Genomic DNA, 14,430 nt, shown 5'->3' with positions numbered 1-14,430 from the left:
CGTTCGTCACCAGGTCACGAGCATCTTCTTGACGCCGTAGTTGGTCCCGTAGGTGTCCATCTCGACCTCGTCCAACGGTGTGGCCAGCTTCAGGCCCGGGAAGCGCGCAAAGAGTTGCGGAAGAATCGTCTTCAACTCGGCCCTGGCGATGTTCTGGCCGAGGCACTGGTGCACGCCGTAACCGAAGGCCAGGTGCCGGGTCATCTTCCGGTCGAAGTCCGGCTCGTCGGGGTTGTCGAACACCCGGGGGTCGCGGTTGGCCGCAGGCATCGCCACCACCACCAGATCCCCCTTGGCGATCGCCTGGCCGCCGATCTCGAGGTCCTCCTTGGCGGTGCGGCCCAGGCCGAATTGAACGATGGTCAGGTAACGCAACAGTTCCTCGACGGCGGCACCGATCTTCTCGGGGTGCTCCACGAGGTCCTGCCGTTGGGCGGGATGGGTGAGCAGGGTCAGCGCCGAAAGGCCGATCATGGCCATGGTGGTGTCGTGTCCTGCGAACAGCAGCAGCACGCCGATGCCGATGAGGTCTTCGTCGGACAGAATCGACCCGTCCTCTTGGCTCTTGCGGATCAGCTCGGCGAGTAGCCCTTCGGAACCAGGGTCGGCGCGCTTGATGGCGACCAGCTTGGTGATGTACTCCACCAGCCAGTGCGCACCGGTGTCGCGCTCGGCGCGGCGCTTACTGGTGTCCATCATCACTTCGGTGGCGTGATGGAACTTGTCCCGATCGACGTACGGCACGCCCAGGAGTTCGCAGATCACCAGGCTGGGGATCGGTAGGGCGAGTTGATTGATGAGGTCGACCGGTTCGCCGCCGGCACCCTGCGCCTCGATGGCGTCCAGATGTTCGGTGACGATCGTGTCGATGTAGGGCTGCAGGTTGGCCTGGACCGACTTGGGCGTGAACTTGCCTGACAGCAGACGCCGGTACGCGCCGTGGTCGGGAGCGTCCATGGAGTTGAACGTCGGGGGCAGTGCCTCGGCGGAATCGTTGCCGTTGGGGTCGACGTCGTCCTCCTCTGCCACGTCGTGCCGTGGCCGCTGCGAGCTCAGTCGTGGGTCGGAGAAGACTTGGCTGCCCTCCTCGAAGCGGGTGACCAGCCAGCCGATGCGGCCACTGGGGAACCGGATACGAGTGATGGGTTGCTCATCTTGCAACTGGTGGTAGGCCAACGGCGGGTCGAGAAGTTGTTCCCGCTCGATGGGCATTTCGCGAATGGTGGTTGTCATCGGTTGTGCTCCTTACCTTCTGGATTGGTTTGCGTGTCGCGTCCGCCGATGGCGGCCTCGACGCCTCGGTTGACCTGGGTGCCGTTGCCCCAGCCGACGTAGTAGTGCAGTTGCAGGACGGCCTCGCGGAGTTCGCCCGGTGACAGCTCGTCGTTCTGCAGCGCTCCCCGGGCCTGGATTTCGATCAGATCGGCGCGACCCAGTGCGGCGGTGGCTCCGATGACCAGTAACCGGCGGTCGCGGATCGAGAGGCCCGGCCGACTCCAGATCTCCCCGAAGAGGTGGTCAATCGTGTCTTCCAGCATCGGATTTGAGACTTCGGGCATCGTTTCGGAGAATCCTGGTCCGTAGACCGCGTCCATGGTCTTGAGACCGAGTTCGGTGGTTTCACTCATCAGAGTTCCTTCCGCGGGACGGCCAATGTCTCGGCGCCGTTCGCACGGGCAGCGTCGACCAAGGGAATGAGGATGTCGCTTCGTGCCGCCAGCTCCTGCGCTGCGGCGAGGTCCTTGTCCATCAGGCGCCGCACCTGCGGCACCATCGCCTCGATGTCTTCTTCCGCCGAGAGTCGGTTGCGCAGCCAGGAGAACAGGGTGGCGCCATCGGGATCGGCGTCCTCGACGGCGGTGATCAGTTTTCGAGGGTCGACGCCGGCGGACTCGACGAGCGTGGCCGCCTCGTAGACGGCACGCCAGGTGCCGTAGGTGATGACGTTGCGGGCGATCTTGGTCGCCATGCCTGCGCCCAATGGCCCGCAATGCACCACGTCCTTGGCGAAGCCCGACAGTACCGGCATGGCGTCGGCGACCGTGGCGTCGTCGCCGCCGAGCATGGCGACGAGCCCGTGGGGCACCGCCTGTGTGACGCCGCAATCCAAGAGCGGCACATCCTTTTCCGCACACTTCTGAGCCAGTTCGTACACCACCGGAACCGCAACAGTGCACAGCAGAACCACGATGAGACCTGGATGTGCAGCCGAGAGCACGCCGTCGTCGGCGCAGAGGACCTGGCGAGCTTGATCGGCGTCGACGACGGCGACCAGGACTACGTCGCTGTCGCGGGCCACCTGAGCCGGTGACGCCGCGGGTGCGGGCACACCGGGCAGTCCGTCTGCGGCATCGGGCCGGATGTCGTACACCACCGGGGTTTTGCCGCTGCGGGCCAGGCTGACTGCGGCGCCGCCGCCAATCATGCCCAGCCCGATGACGCCGGCTCGCGGCGCGGTTCGGGTGGATTCCGCTGCAGCGGATTCTATTTGGGTGCTCATGCGGTTACTCCTTCGTTGAGGATGGACGTCAGTTCGGCCTGTTCTGCCACCAGTGATCGGGCAGTACGCAGGGGGCGCATCATGTTGATGCCGACGGCGGCACGCGTGCGGCCGCCCTTGCCATAGATGGCGACGAGTTTGCGGTCGGCGAGGCTGCCGTCGGTGACGGTGAACGACTCAGCGCCGCGCGGCAGACCGTAGATCTGGATCTTCAGGTCGTACTGGTCCGACCAGATGTAGGGCACCGGGACGAACGGAGCCGGATTGGATCCCGCCAGGATGTTGCGCGCGACGGCCATGCCCTGTTCGGCGGCGTTGGTCCGGTGTTCGACGCGAATGCGTTCACCGATCCCGACGTGATTCCAGGACGCGACGTCGCCCGCGGCCCATACGCCCGGTGCTGCTCGGCAGTACTCGTCGCAGACCACACCGTTGCCGGTCGGGATACCGCTTGCGGCAAGCCATTCGATGTTCGGGATCGAGCCTATCGAGACAAGTACGACGTCGGCGTCCAGAGTCGTGCCGTCCGCCAGCTGGACACCGGTGGCCCGCCCGTCTTCAGTCGCGATGCCGATCACCTTGACTCCGGCGTGAACGCGGACGCCATGATCGGCGTGCACTCCGATGAGGAGTTGGCCCAGTTCATGCCCCAGCACATCAGACAGCGGAGCGTCGACGTCGGAGACGAGGGTGACCGTTGCCCCCGCGGCGCGGGCGACCGAGGCTACCTCGGCACCTAGGAACCCCGCGCCGACGATCACGAGTCGCGGACCTCCGGCCAGTTCCGAACGCAGTCGTCGGGCGTCGTCGAGGGTGCGCAGTACGTGCACACCAGCCACGCCGTCTGTGCCGGGCAGGCGTCGCGGGCGAACCCCGGTGGCGATGACCAGGTCGCGGTAATCGACCTCGGATCCGTCGGACAACGCGACAGTGCGAGTCGCGATGTCCACTGCCTCGGCGCGCACGCCGAGCCGCAGATCAAGCTCGAGTGCGCCGAGTCTGTCCGGGTCACGCAGCCGAACCTGGTCCTCGGACCACGTGCCGGCCAGAACCTCCTTCGACAGCGGCGGCCGATCGTAGGGCAGCTGGTTCTCGTCACCGATGAGCGCGATCTGCTCGGTGAAGCCGTCGCGACGCAAGGTCTCAGCAACCGAAAGTCCAGCCGCCGACGCGCCGACGACCACCACGCCCGGTGGAGTCATCACTCCTGCACCGCGATCGCGGCCGCCGGGCACACTGCAGCCGCCTCGCGCACAGCGTCGTACTGGTCTTCGGACGGATCGGCGCAGAGCAGAACGACGATGCCGTCGTCTTCCCGCTGGTCAAACACGTCCGGCGCGGCCAATACGCACTGACCCGCTGCGCAGCACTTCAATTCATCAATGGTGATGTGCATCGCCACCCTGCCTCTCTCGCTTAAGTGAACTAAGTTTAGTTATAGCCTCAGGGTATACCTCGAAGCGCGTTTCAGACACCCACCGCGAGGTGATTCAGCACACAATCGATAAATGGGCTAATGACTTGTGTGCTTCTTGAGTGACGTGTTTTCGGGATCGCTCGCGCGTCGCCTGCTTGGCCAGGGAGCCGCGCAGCGTCGCGATTTCCAGCGCCGGTAGCGACGTCGGTCCCGAACAGATGGTCAGCGCGCACACGTTGGCCACCGTGCACGAAGTACCCGAGACCGCGGATTGGTTCTTCGCCGAGTTCTGCCGGCGGTAGTCACCTGATGAGAAGGTGGCCGCGGCAATGGCCCGCGCGCTTGCCAGCCAGGATCGCGTCGTCATCGAACTGCGCCCCAAAGGTGGAACAGTTTCGACGGCGTACGGATGCGCGCACACTGAGCGCACGCCCTCGCGCCCGCCTGTATCGCCTAGTGTCCGAGGAGTTCACGTGTCGTGACGGGCACGTCGGAGGAGCAGCACCACGAGTGCCGCGGTGCGACCCGAATCATCCGGGACGAGTGACGCCGTTTAAGTTGCGATGGAACGTTGCATACGCCTCGTCCAGGGGTGCGGCCCCATCGTGAAGCTCCGTTTGATTGCCGGATTCCGCTCCGACAAAGGGGATCACCCCACTTTGGGGATGATCTCCTCGGCTACCCACTGCATGTGGTCGAGGTAGGCGTTGAAGTCGACGACCGGTGGCGGGTTGACCCAGGTGTCGGTGACGCCGTGCTCGACGAGCATGTTGCAGTTGTCGACGACTTGCTGAGCGCTCTGGCCGAACTGCGCGTTCGGGTCGTCGATGATGGCGTGCTCCTGACCGATGGACAACACCGCCAGGCTGTAGAACACCGAGAAGGGACGGTCGTCGAATCCGGGCTGCGAGCGTAGGTAGTCCAGCTTCGCGGGCAGTTCCGCCGGTTTGGTGAGCCACGGCGCCCAGCCGTCGCCGAACCGCGCCGCCCGGCGCAGCGCAGCGTCGGCGTCGCCACCGATCCACACCGATGGGTGGGGTGAGGAGATCGGCTTTGGGCCGAACGCGATGTCGTCGAACTTGACGAATTGGCCGTCGTAGCTCGGCGAATCGCTGTGCCAGAGCTCAAACATCGCCTCCAGGTACTCGTCGGTCATCCGGCCGCGCTTGTCGAAGGGGACGCCAATCGCGTCGAACTCGTCCTTGAGCCAGCCGACGCCGACCGTGACTTGCGCGCGACCGTTACTGAACCAGTCGAGGGTACTAATTTGCTTGGCGGCGATGATCGGGTTGTGCAGCGGAAGGATCGTCACCATCGACCCGATGGTGATCGTCGACGTGGCACCGGCGATGAAGGCCTGCGCGGTGGTGGCGTCGAAATAGTGGTTCCCGGACAGTTCGACATGAGATGTCGGCGTGAAGAAGTGCTCGGGCAGAAAGACCATCGAGTAGCCCAGCTGTTCGGCCCGTTGCGCCACGCCGGCGATGTCCCGCCCGCCCAGATCGTGCTCCCACGACTGGGTGACTGCGGCGACGTGCATGCAGTTTGGCAGGTAAACGGCGAATCGCATTGCGAGCCTTCCGGTTTCGGTTTGAAGATCACCATTTGGCGCGGGCCATCAGAGCCGCGCGGGGCCATGTGACCCAGAACACTATGACAGCGTACTGTCACAGTCAACCGCTAGCCGAAAGGATCGGTCAACGCGTGACGAGCGCCAGCCAGCCGTGTCAGACTTCCCGTCAAGAGTGGCAGTTCACTGTCACCAGCGGTTCAGGAGGAATATGACCGACCACGGTGTTCCCGCCGACCTGACGGACCCGATTCGGGGGAGCAGCGACCCGGACCGCATGTGGACGCTGACCAACGTCGGCGAGGCCACTCCTGACATCCTGTCGCCGCTGTGCTGGTCGCTCTGGGGTGCGGGTGTCGAATATGCCTCTCGCGCGGGCATCTACGACTTCGGCGTCCTGCCCCGTTCCGCGCTGATCGTTCCCGACGACCCGAACCGGTGGGCGACGGCCTGCTTCTACGGCAGGCAGGCGATGAACGTCGACCGCGCCCGTGAGCTAGCCGGACTGTTGCCGGGTATGACCGGTGACGACTTCGAACGCGACCTGCTGGGTTCGGTCCGTGCCGATGCCACCCCCACCAAGAGCGATCCCACCCGACTGCCGTTCGTCGCGGTCAAGGCGCCGCTCACCGCGCTACGACAGCGCCGGGCGCCGCAGCGTACCCACGACGAGCAGATGCAGTGGTGGCGAGCCGAGGTGCTGCCTGGCAATCCTGTCGACGGCACGGCCTTGCTGGCCGATTCCGCCCACCGCTTCAGCTCGGTCATGCGGGTACACGTGCGCAGCAGGATGATCCTGAATGGCGTTCGCGCCCAGGTCGAGTCGATCACGGGCCGGCTTGGCCGCGCGGATCTGGTGCCGACGTTGCTCGCCGGGTACGGCGGCGTCATCGAGACCAGGCTCGCCGACGACGTGTGGTCGGTGGGGCAGGGTCAACTCTCGGTCACGGCGTTCGTCGAGCGGCACGGATTCCACGGTCCCAACGAGGGCAATGTCATCGGACATTCGTGGCGGGAGGACCCCGAGGCAGTGGTCCGCATCGCCGCGGTCCACGCGGGTAGGTCAGAGGCCGAACGTCCGCGGGCGCGGGCGCAGCGTGCGGTGACCGAGAGGGAACGGGCGGAAACCGAACTACTCGCCGGCGTGCCCGCGCTGCGGCGGCAGCTGGTCCGGAGGCTATTGCAATTCACCGGATTCCAGGTGCGGTCGGTGGAACTCACCAAGGCCGCCTTCCTCACCGCGGTGGACGGAACCAGGGCCGCCGCAGGCGCCCTCGGCCGGGAGCTGGTCGCGGCAGGCAAGCTGGAATCCCCCGACGACACCTTCTACCTGACCACTGAAGAGCTGCTCGGACCGTTGCCGCGCAACGCGCGCGCGCTCGTCGACTTCCGCAGGCAACGGCGCGAAGAGTATCGGGCCGTGGAGCTTCCGGTCATCTTCACCGGGATGCCGGAGCCCATTGCGGTCGACGACTCCGAGCGTGCGGGCGACGGTGTGGTGCGTGGCACACCCGCCGGGCCCGGCGTGGTCGAGGGCATCGTGCGCGTCGTACTCGACGCCGATTCGGACGACGTGCTCTCCGACGGCGAAGTACTGGTGTGCAGGTTCGTCGACCCTGGGTGGACCGCGCTGGTCTCGCTTGCGGGCGCACTGGTCACCGACATCGGCAGCCCGGCCAGCCACGGCGCGATCGTGGCCCGCGAACTCGGCATCACCTGCGTCGTCGGCACGGGGAACGGCACGAAGGCATTGCGCACCGGGGACGTGGTGCGGGTCGACGGCTCCACCGGCGAGATCGCCGTACTGGCCCGGTCGACCGGATAGGAAGGAAACCCAATGAGCAGCGTGATCCAGCAGTTGTCGTCCGGGCTGAACCCGGAGAGCGAGCGCACCGTGCGGGCATGCCCCGACATCCCCGCATGGACCGAGAACCTGCTGTTCACTCCCTACGACCCAGTCAACGACATCGGGATGTGGTTGCACCTGGGCACCGTCGCCGACATGTGGGAGCTATGGGAAGACCGCGTGGTCATCGCGCTTCCCGAGGATCAGGGCGTGCTCACCATGTGGGCTTATCACCGCACCGTCCCCGACCGCCAGCCCGCAGGAGCGAATCTCGAGTTCCATTGTGAGCAGCCGTTTCAGAAGTGGCGCATCACCTTTGACGGCTTCTGCCTGCGTTCGTCCTACGAGCAGATGCGCACCGGACTGCTCGCCGACGGGGCCAAGAGCCACGTCCGTCTGGACCTCGAGGTCGAGTGTCTGACCCCGGTGTGGGACGCCGCGACCGCCGGAGCTGGCATGGCCGAACAGAGTTGGGCCCGCGAGCACTACGAGCAACTCATCCGGGTGGCCGGTCAAATGACCGTCGACGGCGTGACGACGGAATTCAACGGCGGTGGCTGGCGCGACCATTCGCGCGGACCGCGGGGTGCGGACACCCTGAAGGACTGGGGTGGCCACGTCATCACCGGCGGCGTGTTGCCGAGTGGTCGGGCCTTCGGCATGTGCCGGTACTGGGCCCGCGACGGCCGCACCACGCTCGAGGGTGCCTACGTGGTCGAGGACGGCACATTGCGCCAGGTCGACATCGTGGCGGCGCCGCCAGCCGCGGTGTTGGCCCGCGCCGGCGAGACGTATTCATTCGCGCTCGACGGCGGCCACACGATGGACGGCACGGTTCGCTCGTCGATGTGGGTATCCATGGCCGACGGTCTGCCCTACGGCGTCATGGACCCGGTACGGGCGTACACCATCAGTTGGGCAGAGGTGCAGTGGGACGGCGAGACCGGCCACGCCTACATCGAACGGTCCGCGTTCACGGCTGCCGATGCGCGTTGACTGTGACAGTCGACTGTCATAATGTGCTGAGGTAGCCCGAGTCGGGTGAGCCCTGTCAGAAAGGCGTGGCCATGGCCGAGAATCGATTCATCGTGCTCAGCAATCCCATTGCGGGCGAGGACGACAGGTTCAACAAGTGGTACGACGAGGTGCACGTGCCGGAGGTGCTCGACGTGCCCGGCGTGGTGGCGGCGCAGCGATACGACCTCAGCGAGTTGAAGGTCCCCGACGACGAGGATCTGCCCGCGCAGTTGCCACCAGCGACTCATCGCTACCTGGTGATCTACGAGGTCGAAGGGGAGCCCGACGCCGTGATGGCGCAGTTCCTCGAGCGGGTGATGTCCGGGAAGCTGTCGCTTGGCGAGACGCTCGACCTGACCACCGTGTCGATGACCGCCTGGAAGCCCAGCGGCGAGCGCCGACTGGCCGACTGAGGTGCCCGAACTCCGTACCGTGATGCTGGCGCAGCGCGCCTGCAGGCGGTTCGACCCGCACGGCAAGGTGCTCGACGCCGACATCGAGCAGATGTTGCAGAGCGCGGTGCACGCGCCGAGTGCCGAGAACACCCAGCCATGGTCGTTCGTTGTGGTCCGCGACGAGGAGAGTCGCAAGCTGTTGGCCGACTGGTGGACCGAGACCTGGAATGCCGGCGGTGGCGACTTCATCAAGAGCAGCCTGGACGACCAGGCCCTGATCAACGACCTCGAATTCGGCTTCAACCGTGGCGGATTCGCTGCCGCACCGGTCGTCGTCGTGGTCTGCGCCGATACCGAACGGGTCATGGAGATGTATGTGGCGGCGTCGATCTATCCGGCCGTGCAGAACCTGCTGCTCGCCGCGGCCGACCTCGGATACGGAACCTGCCTGACTACCGGGCTGACCACGTTCGGCGTCGACCGCGTCCGGGAGCGACTCGAACTGCCAGACACGCTGCTGCCGATGGCAGCGGTGTACCTCGGCCCGCCGGCGAAGAAGCTCTCGCCACCCCGTCGTCGACCCGCCACCGAGGTCACCTACCGCGAGAAATTCGGCGCCGCATGGTAATTCGAGCGATCCGACCCATCCCGACAAGTGAGGCCGTCACATGCCATTGGCAATAACCGAAGACCACCGCGCCCTGGCCGACGTCGCCAAATCGATGGTGGCGGGCCGCGGCGGCGCGGCAAACGCCCGGCGCATCCTGCTGGAGTCCGACGAGCGAGGGCGGTGGTGGGAGAACGACGGCCTGTGGAAGGAAATCGTCTCCACCGGGTGGTTGGGTCTGCATGTCGGTGAGCAGTTCGGCGGTCAGGGTTACGGCCTGCCCGAGCTCACCATCGTGGCGGAGCAGCTCGGACGTGCCGCGGTCGGCGGTCCGTTCCTTCCCACGGTGGCGGTGTCCGCCGTGATCGCCGAGGTCGGCACCGATGAGCAGCGGGCGCGGTGGCTCCCACGGCTCGTCTCGGGTGATGCCGCTGCGGGCATCGGAACGGAAAGCGATGCCCGGCTGACCGATTCGACGGTCAGCAGCCCAGCCGTGGCGACCCTTGGCGAACTGAGCGCCGATCTGTTCCTGCTTCCGGTCGGCGACGATCTGGTGCTCGTCGAGGCAGGCGACTTCGTCTGTGCGACCCGCACCGAATCCGTCGACCAGCTGATGCGCCCGGTCACCGTCCTCGAGCTGTCGGACGCACCCGTTGCCGAGGTATTCGCCGGGGCAGCCACCGTCGCCGCTCGGCTGGTGCGACTACTGGCCGCAGCTGAGGCGGTCGGCGGGCTCAGCGCCTGCACCGAGATGGCCACGGCGTACGCCGTGGCCCGCGAGCAGTTCGGCAGGCCGATCGGCTCCTTCCAGTCGATCAAACATCACTGCGCGAATATGCTCGTCGACACCGAGCTCGCCGTCGCCGCGACGTGGGACGCCGCGCGCGCCGTCGGTGCGGAGGCCGACCTGGCGGTCGCGATGGCCGCGGGGCACGCTCTTACGGCCTATCAGCGGGTGGCGTTGCAGAACGTGCAGGTGCACGGCGGCATCGGCTACACATGGGAGCACGACGCCCACCTCTACATCAGGCGAGCCACGGTGCTACAGGCCTTCGCCGGTGGCCAGGATGCGCTGCGGGACCACGTCATCGAGCTGCAGATCGGTGGGGTGCGTCGGGGCCAAACGGTCGACCTGCCCGAAGAAGCCGAGCAGTACCGGCAGGCCGCACTGGATTTCCGCGCCGAACTCGAGGTGGCCGATGCCGACGGGCGCCAGAAGCTTTGGGCGCACAGCGGTTACCTGCAGCCGCACTGGCCCACGCCCTACGGCCGGGCCGCGGACAGCGTCGAACAGTTGATCATCGAGGAGACCCTGCGCGGTCTGGACAAGCCCAGCCTCGGCCTCGGTGAATGGGTCGTTCCCACCCTGCTGCAACACGGCAGCGCCGAACAGATCGAGCGCCTGCTCTGGCCCAGCCTCGAGGGTGAGCTGCGGTGGTGCCAGCTGTTCAGTGAGCCCGGTGCCGGGTCGGACGCAGCCGCGGTCGCCACGAAGGCCAAGCGTGTGGATGGCGGCTGGGTGCTGACCGGCCAGAAGGTGTGGACCAGTGACGCGGTCAATTGCCAGCGCGGTTTGGCCACCGTGCGCACCGATCCGAGTGTGGCCAAGCATAGAGGCATCACCGCGATGATCGTCGATCTGGCAGATCCAGCCGTGCAGGTTCGCCCGCTCACCGAGATCACCGGCGAGACGCTGTTCAACGAAGTGTTCTTCAACGATGTATTCGTGCCCGACCACGACGTAGTGGGCGCGGTGAATGCCGGCTGGACCGTGGCGATGGCCGCGTTCGGCAACGAACGGGTGTCCATCGGCGGTGGTTCGGTGACCATGACCGCCGACGTTCTGATCGATCTGCTGGCCCGCCACCGACCCGGTGACACCGGTCTGGCACGCGAGGTTGGTGCGCTGCTCATCGAGGCCTACACGTTGGCCACCCTCAACCTGCGCCAGGCGGCGCGGGCAGTGTTCGATGCCGGAGCGGGTATCGAAGGAAACATCGCCAAGCTGTTCGGCGCCGAGCACGCCCAGCGCGTTGCAGAGCTGGGACTGCGTATCGCGGGCCGGGCCATCCTGGTCGGCGGGGAACCCGACGTCGTGCACGACCATCTGTTCAGTAGGTGCCTGACCATCGCAGGCGGCACATCGGAGATCGTCAGAAACCTGATCGCCGAACGCATCCTGCGACTCCCGCGCGACCCGGCGCCGAAGTAGATCGGAGAGACGACATGACCTGTGCCGTCGTTGGAATCGGACGCACGACCTACAGCCGCAATTCTGGCCGCACCACCCGCGGGATGGCGGTGGCCGCCTGTCGGGAGGCCATCGCAGATGCTGGGCTCACCACTGCCGACGTGGACGGAATCTGTACGTTCATGGCCAACGACTCCGAGCAACCGATCTTCGTGGGGTGGGCGCTCGGCATCGAGGAATTGGCCTGGGCCAACGCGATGTACGGCGGCGGGAACCTGGTGGCCGACCAGATCGCCACCGCCGCGGCGGTGATCGAGGCGGGTCTGTGCAAGGCGGTGCTGGTGTACCGCTCGCTCAACGGTCGCTCGGGCTATCGCTTCGGGCACATCGAGGGCCCGATGCAGGTACCACACCACGACCAGTTCGACACCGCGTCGGGCTTCATGGTCCCACCGCAGTGGTTCGCCATGTGGGCTCGGCGTCATCAACACGAATATGGCTCCACCTCAGAGGATCTCGGGCAGATCGCCATCACGCAGCGCACCCACGCCGGGCCGAACGAGCATGCGCTGCGGCGTGAGCCGCTCACGATGGACGAATATCTCGCCGCCCGCTGGATCAACGAACCGTTCCGCGTGCTGGACTGCACGTCGGAGGTTGACGGCGCGGTGGCCGTCCTGATCACCGGCGAGGACATCGCCCGCAACTGCAAACAGGACCCGATGTGGTTGGTCGGCTCGTCGAACTCTCAGGGCGGGGCAGGTTGGACCGAGTGGAGTGATCCCACCGAGATGTACTCGCAGACAGCCGGTCCCAAGATCTGGGAGAGGACCGGGCTTAGCCCGGCCGACATGGACCTGGCCTGCATGTACGACTGCTTCACCTACACCGTGATGGCCACCATGGAGGGCTTCGGCTTCTGCGAGAAGGGCGAGGTGGGCAAGTACTTCTCGACCGGACGCGCAACCTACGGTGGCGACGTCGTGGTGAATCCGCACGGCGGCCTGCTCTCCGAGGGCTACATCCACGGCCTCAACCACCATTACGAAGCCGCGCTACAACTGCGGCACGCGGCAGGCGTGCGCCAGGTCGACAACGCGCAACTGGCGCTGGTTACCGCCGGCGGCGGTCCGTTCGGCGGCGCCAACGTCTACAGCAGGGAGAAGCCATGACCACCAATTCCGCACTCCTTCCGCCGATCCCGGTCCCGGATCCCGACACCGCGCCGTACTGGGAAGGCCTCAAGAACGGCAAGCTGATGCTGTGCCGATGCGATGACACCGGGAAGTGGATCCATCCACCGCTTGAGCGCAGCCGGTACACCGGCGGGCCGGTGCACTTCGAGGAGGTGAGTGGTGACGGCACGATCTTCAGCTATATCGTGGTCCGCCAAGGGTTGGTGCCGGGGCGGATGCCGCCCTACGTCGTCGGACTCATCGAACTGGCCGAGCAGCCTGGCCTGCGGATCAACGCCGTCGTCGACGTGAACCCCGCGGACGTCCGGATCGGCCAGAAGGTAGAACTCCGCATCGTCGACCTCGGCGAAAGCGGTTACCGCATACCTGAATTCGTCACCAAATAGCCGCCCCTCTCCGCGAGCGCGCGTGTCTGCGGGCGACACGCCGCGCTGCAACCCGAGTTTGCGCGCGCTCGCCGGGATCACGTCAGCGCAGGAGCGCGCCGGTGCCGAGGTCGGAGTAGGCCTCGGCGAACCGGCCGAGCACCGTCTCGACGATCTCGACGGAGTACATCTGATCGGGCGTGATCGCCCACATGCAGAAGCCCCACGCCGGGCTCCGCCGGTAGGTGGTCCACATCTGCTCGCGATCGGGCACGGCGACGCCGGCATCGCGCAGTCGGCGGCGGTAGTTGTCGAGCAGTTCACGTTCGTGGGCGCGCCGAAGGTCGGGTGGCAACGCTCCGATCAACGCGTAGCCGACGTCGTGCGCCCACGATCCCCGCCGAACCAGTTGCCAGTCGAGCACACCCATCCGGCCATCGGGCAGCGCGTACGTATTACGCGGGTGCGGATCGCCGTGCAGCAGGGTCATTGGAGCTGCGGCCATGTGCTCCTGCAGCTTCCAGAAAGCCGCCTCCATCGAGCCCGCGTCCTCGCCCGTAGCCTCGAGCAACGCCTTCTTGTACGGTAGCTCGAGGAACATCCGAATGATACTGAACCCGTTGGCGCGCAGGAACTCCGCGAACTTCCCAGTGATCGGGTGGTTTAGCCAGGACAGGTCGCCGTTGTCGCGCAATCGCGGGCTGTCCCAGAACGGGGCGTGCACCTGGCTCAGCGTCGCCAGCAGGTCGTCGACCTGTTGGACGGAGAGCCCCGCGACGGCGTCGGGTACCTGCGCGCCACGCAGGGTGATGTCCTCGGCCACGATGAGGAACTGCGAGGGGCCGTCGAGGTGCTCGGCGAAGTACGTCGTCATGGTCTCGACGTCCAGATCGGCACGGAGGTCCCGGTAGAACCGTGTCTCGTCGTCGAGTAGCACCGTGCCGCCACCGCCTTCCGACAGCGAGACGTCGACGGCCTCGGGTAGATCGTGCACGGTGCCGAGCTGCGTCTTGACGAACAGGCGGTGGGGCAGGGTGGTGTCCGCATCCGCATAGTCGACGTCCAGATGCAGATGCGACGTGGTGCCCTGCCACGTCTTGTTCAAGGTCACGCCGGTCACGGTGACCGCCGGGTCGTACCGACGAAGCAGCGTGGTGAGAATCTCCGGGGTGAGGTCGTCGGCCGACCGCAGCGTGACCGGTAGGGCAATGGGCATGGCCGAGACTCCATCGTCGTCGAGAGGAACTGTGTGACAGTCGACTGTCACATTAGCAGTGTCAGCCATGGGTGAGTTCTGATTCGGGATCCCGAAGCGAAGAAGTACAT

Annotated in this window: 15 protein-coding genes; 7 read left to right on the top strand and 8 right to left on the bottom strand. The window is 66.2% G+C overall.

Features of this window, described 5'->3' with window-relative positions; all coding sequences use genetic code 11:
• Nucleotides 1-6: 6 nt before the first annotated feature.
• From HNP02_RS02335 to HNP02_RS02310, 7 genes are all read right to left on the bottom strand, one after another.
• A complete protein-coding gene (locus HNP02_RS02335) occupies nucleotides 7-1,233 on the bottom strand; it encodes a cytochrome P450 (RefSeq protein ID WP_184434057.1) in 1,227 nt (408 codons plus the stop codon).
• Nucleotides 1,230-1,628 (bottom strand): carboxymuconolactone decarboxylase family protein, encoded by a 399-nt coding sequence (locus HNP02_RS42205; RefSeq protein WP_221317044.1) that lies wholly within the window; start codon nucleotides 1,626-1,628, stop codon nucleotides 1,230-1,232. The genes HNP02_RS02335 and HNP02_RS42205 overlap by 4 nt, the downstream gene beginning before the upstream one ends.
• Complete coding sequence (locus tag HNP02_RS02330) at nucleotides 1,628-2,500, bottom strand: NAD(P)-dependent oxidoreductase (RefSeq protein WP_221317043.1); 873 nt, start codon at nucleotides 2,498-2,500, stop codon at nucleotides 1,628-1,630. Before HNP02_RS02330 ends, HNP02_RS42205 begins: the two co-directional genes overlap by 1 nt.
• Nucleotides 2,497-3,702 (bottom strand): NAD(P)/FAD-dependent oxidoreductase, encoded by a 1,206-nt coding sequence (locus tag HNP02_RS02325; RefSeq protein ID WP_184434054.1) that lies wholly within the window; start codon nucleotides 3,700-3,702, stop codon nucleotides 2,497-2,499. Before HNP02_RS02325 ends, HNP02_RS02330 begins: the two co-directional genes overlap by 4 nt.
• Nucleotides 3,702-3,896, bottom strand: coding sequence for a ferredoxin (locus tag HNP02_RS02320; RefSeq protein WP_184434969.1), 195 nt, complete (start codon nucleotides 3,894-3,896; stop codon nucleotides 3,702-3,704). The genes HNP02_RS02325 and HNP02_RS02320 overlap by 1 nt, the downstream gene beginning before the upstream one ends.
• 94 nt (nucleotides 3,897-3,990) lie before the next feature.
• Complete coding sequence (locus HNP02_RS02315) at nucleotides 3,991-4,284, bottom strand: hypothetical protein (RefSeq protein WP_184434051.1); 294 nt, start codon at nucleotides 4,282-4,284, stop codon at nucleotides 3,991-3,993.
• A 282-nt stretch (nucleotides 4,285-4,566) separates the two neighbouring features.
• A complete protein-coding gene (locus HNP02_RS02310) occupies nucleotides 4,567-5,487 on the bottom strand; it encodes a TIGR03619 family F420-dependent LLM class oxidoreductase (protein ID WP_184434048.1) in 921 nt (306 codons plus the stop codon).
• A gap of 211 nt (nucleotides 5,488-5,698) precedes the next feature.
• On the opposite strand from HNP02_RS02310, the gene HNP02_RS02305 reads away from it, so the two are divergent.
• The 7 genes from HNP02_RS02305 (at nucleotide 5,699) to HNP02_RS02275 (ending at nucleotide 13,125) form a co-directional block, all read left to right on the top strand.
• A complete protein-coding gene (locus tag HNP02_RS02305; protein WP_184434043.1) occupies nucleotides 5,699-7,312 on the top strand; it encodes a PEP-utilizing enzyme in 1,614 nt (537 codons plus the stop codon).
• Between the two features lie 12 nt (nucleotides 7,313-7,324).
• Nucleotides 7,325-8,329: a 6-phosphofructokinase gene (locus tag HNP02_RS02300; protein WP_184434040.1), complete on the top strand. Its 1,005-nt coding sequence runs from the start codon at nucleotides 7,325-7,327 to the stop codon at nucleotides 8,327-8,329.
• 71 nt (nucleotides 8,330-8,400) lie between these two features.
• Nucleotides 8,401-8,763, top strand: coding sequence for a DUF4286 family protein (locus HNP02_RS02295; RefSeq protein ID WP_184434037.1), 363 nt, complete (start codon nucleotides 8,401-8,403; stop codon nucleotides 8,761-8,763).
• A 1-nt stretch (nucleotide 8,764) separates the two neighbouring features.
• Nucleotides 8,765-9,373, top strand: a complete 609-nt coding sequence (locus HNP02_RS02290; RefSeq protein ID WP_309241370.1) for a nitroreductase family protein — start codon at nucleotides 8,765-8,767, stop codon at nucleotides 9,371-9,373.
• 40 nt (nucleotides 9,374-9,413) lie between these two features.
• On the top strand, nucleotides 9,414-11,564 hold the full coding sequence (locus HNP02_RS02285; protein ID WP_184434034.1) for an acyl-CoA dehydrogenase: 2,151 nt from the start codon (nucleotides 9,414-9,416) through the stop codon (nucleotides 11,562-11,564).
• A gap of 14 nt (nucleotides 11,565-11,578) precedes the next feature.
• Nucleotides 11,579-12,715: a nonspecific lipid-transfer protein gene (locus tag HNP02_RS02280; RefSeq protein ID WP_184434031.1), complete on the top strand. Its 1,137-nt coding sequence runs from the start codon at nucleotides 11,579-11,581 to the stop codon at nucleotides 12,713-12,715.
• Nucleotides 12,712-13,125: a Zn-ribbon domain-containing OB-fold protein gene (locus HNP02_RS02275; protein ID WP_184434028.1), complete on the top strand. Its 414-nt coding sequence runs from the start codon at nucleotides 12,712-12,714 to the stop codon at nucleotides 13,123-13,125. Before HNP02_RS02280 ends, HNP02_RS02275 begins: the two co-directional genes overlap by 4 nt.
• Before the next feature lie 82 nt (nucleotides 13,126-13,207).
• Here HNP02_RS02275 and HNP02_RS02270 read toward each other — a convergent pair whose 3' ends face one another.
• Complete coding sequence (locus HNP02_RS02270; protein ID WP_184434008.1) at nucleotides 13,208-14,320, bottom strand: phosphotransferase; 1,113 nt, start codon at nucleotides 14,318-14,320, stop codon at nucleotides 13,208-13,210.
• Nucleotides 14,321-14,430 lie beyond the last annotated feature (110 nt).

Source organism: Mycobacterium sp. AZCC_0083, from assembly GCF_014202335.1.
Taxonomy (GTDB): domain Bacteria; phylum Actinomycetota; class Actinomycetes; order Mycobacteriales; family Mycobacteriaceae; genus Mycobacterium.
The sequence above is the reverse complement of the archived record's forward strand: the minus strand, read 5'-3'. Positions and strand labels throughout refer to the sequence as shown.

Bases quoted from the DNA above. Each gene is read 5' to 3' on its own strand.
- HNP02_RS02330 (WP_221317043.1), bottom strand. From the start codon at position 2,500: ATGAGCACCCAAATAGAATCCGCTGCAGCGGAATCCACCCGAACCGCG.
- HNP02_RS02280 (WP_184434031.1), top strand. From the start codon at position 11,579: ATGACCTGTGCCGTCGTTGGAATCGGACGCACGACCTACAGCCGCAAT.
- HNP02_RS02295 (WP_184434037.1), top strand. From the start codon at position 8,401: ATGGCCGAGAATCGATTCATCGTGCTCAGCAATCCCATTGCGGGCGAG.
- HNP02_RS02270 (WP_184434008.1), bottom strand. From the start codon at position 14,320: ATGCCCATTGCCCTACCGGTCACGCTGCGGTCGGCCGACGACCTCACC.
- HNP02_RS02325 (WP_184434054.1), bottom strand. From the start codon at position 3,702: ATGACTCCACCGGGCGTGGTGGTCGTCGGCGCGTCGGCGGCTGGACTT.
- HNP02_RS02315 (WP_184434051.1), bottom strand. From the start codon at position 4,284: ATGACGACGCGATCCTGGCTGGCAAGCGCGCGGGCCATTGCCGCGGCC.
- HNP02_RS02300 (WP_184434040.1), top strand. From the start codon at position 7,325: ATGAGCAGCGTGATCCAGCAGTTGTCGTCCGGGCTGAACCCGGAGAGC.
- HNP02_RS02320 (WP_184434969.1), bottom strand. From the start codon at position 3,896: ATGCACATCACCATTGATGAATTGAAGTGCTGCGCAGCGGGTCAGTGC.
- HNP02_RS02275 (WP_184434028.1), top strand. From the start codon at position 12,712: ATGACCACCAATTCCGCACTCCTTCCGCCGATCCCGGTCCCGGATCCC.
- HNP02_RS42205 (WP_221317044.1), bottom strand. From the start codon at position 1,628: ATGAGTGAAACCACCGAACTCGGTCTCAAGACCATGGACGCGGTCTAC.
- HNP02_RS02305 (WP_184434043.1), top strand. From the start codon at position 5,699: ATGACCGACCACGGTGTTCCCGCCGACCTGACGGACCCGATTCGGGGG.
- HNP02_RS02285 (WP_184434034.1), top strand. From the start codon at position 9,414: ATGCCATTGGCAATAACCGAAGACCACCGCGCCCTGGCCGACGTCGCC.
- HNP02_RS02335 (WP_184434057.1), bottom strand. From the start codon at position 1,233: ATGACAACCACCATTCGCGAAATGCCCATCGAGCGGGAACAACTTCTC.
- HNP02_RS02310 (WP_184434048.1), bottom strand. From the start codon at position 5,487: ATGCGATTCGCCGTTTACCTGCCAAACTGCATGCACGTCGCCGCAGTC.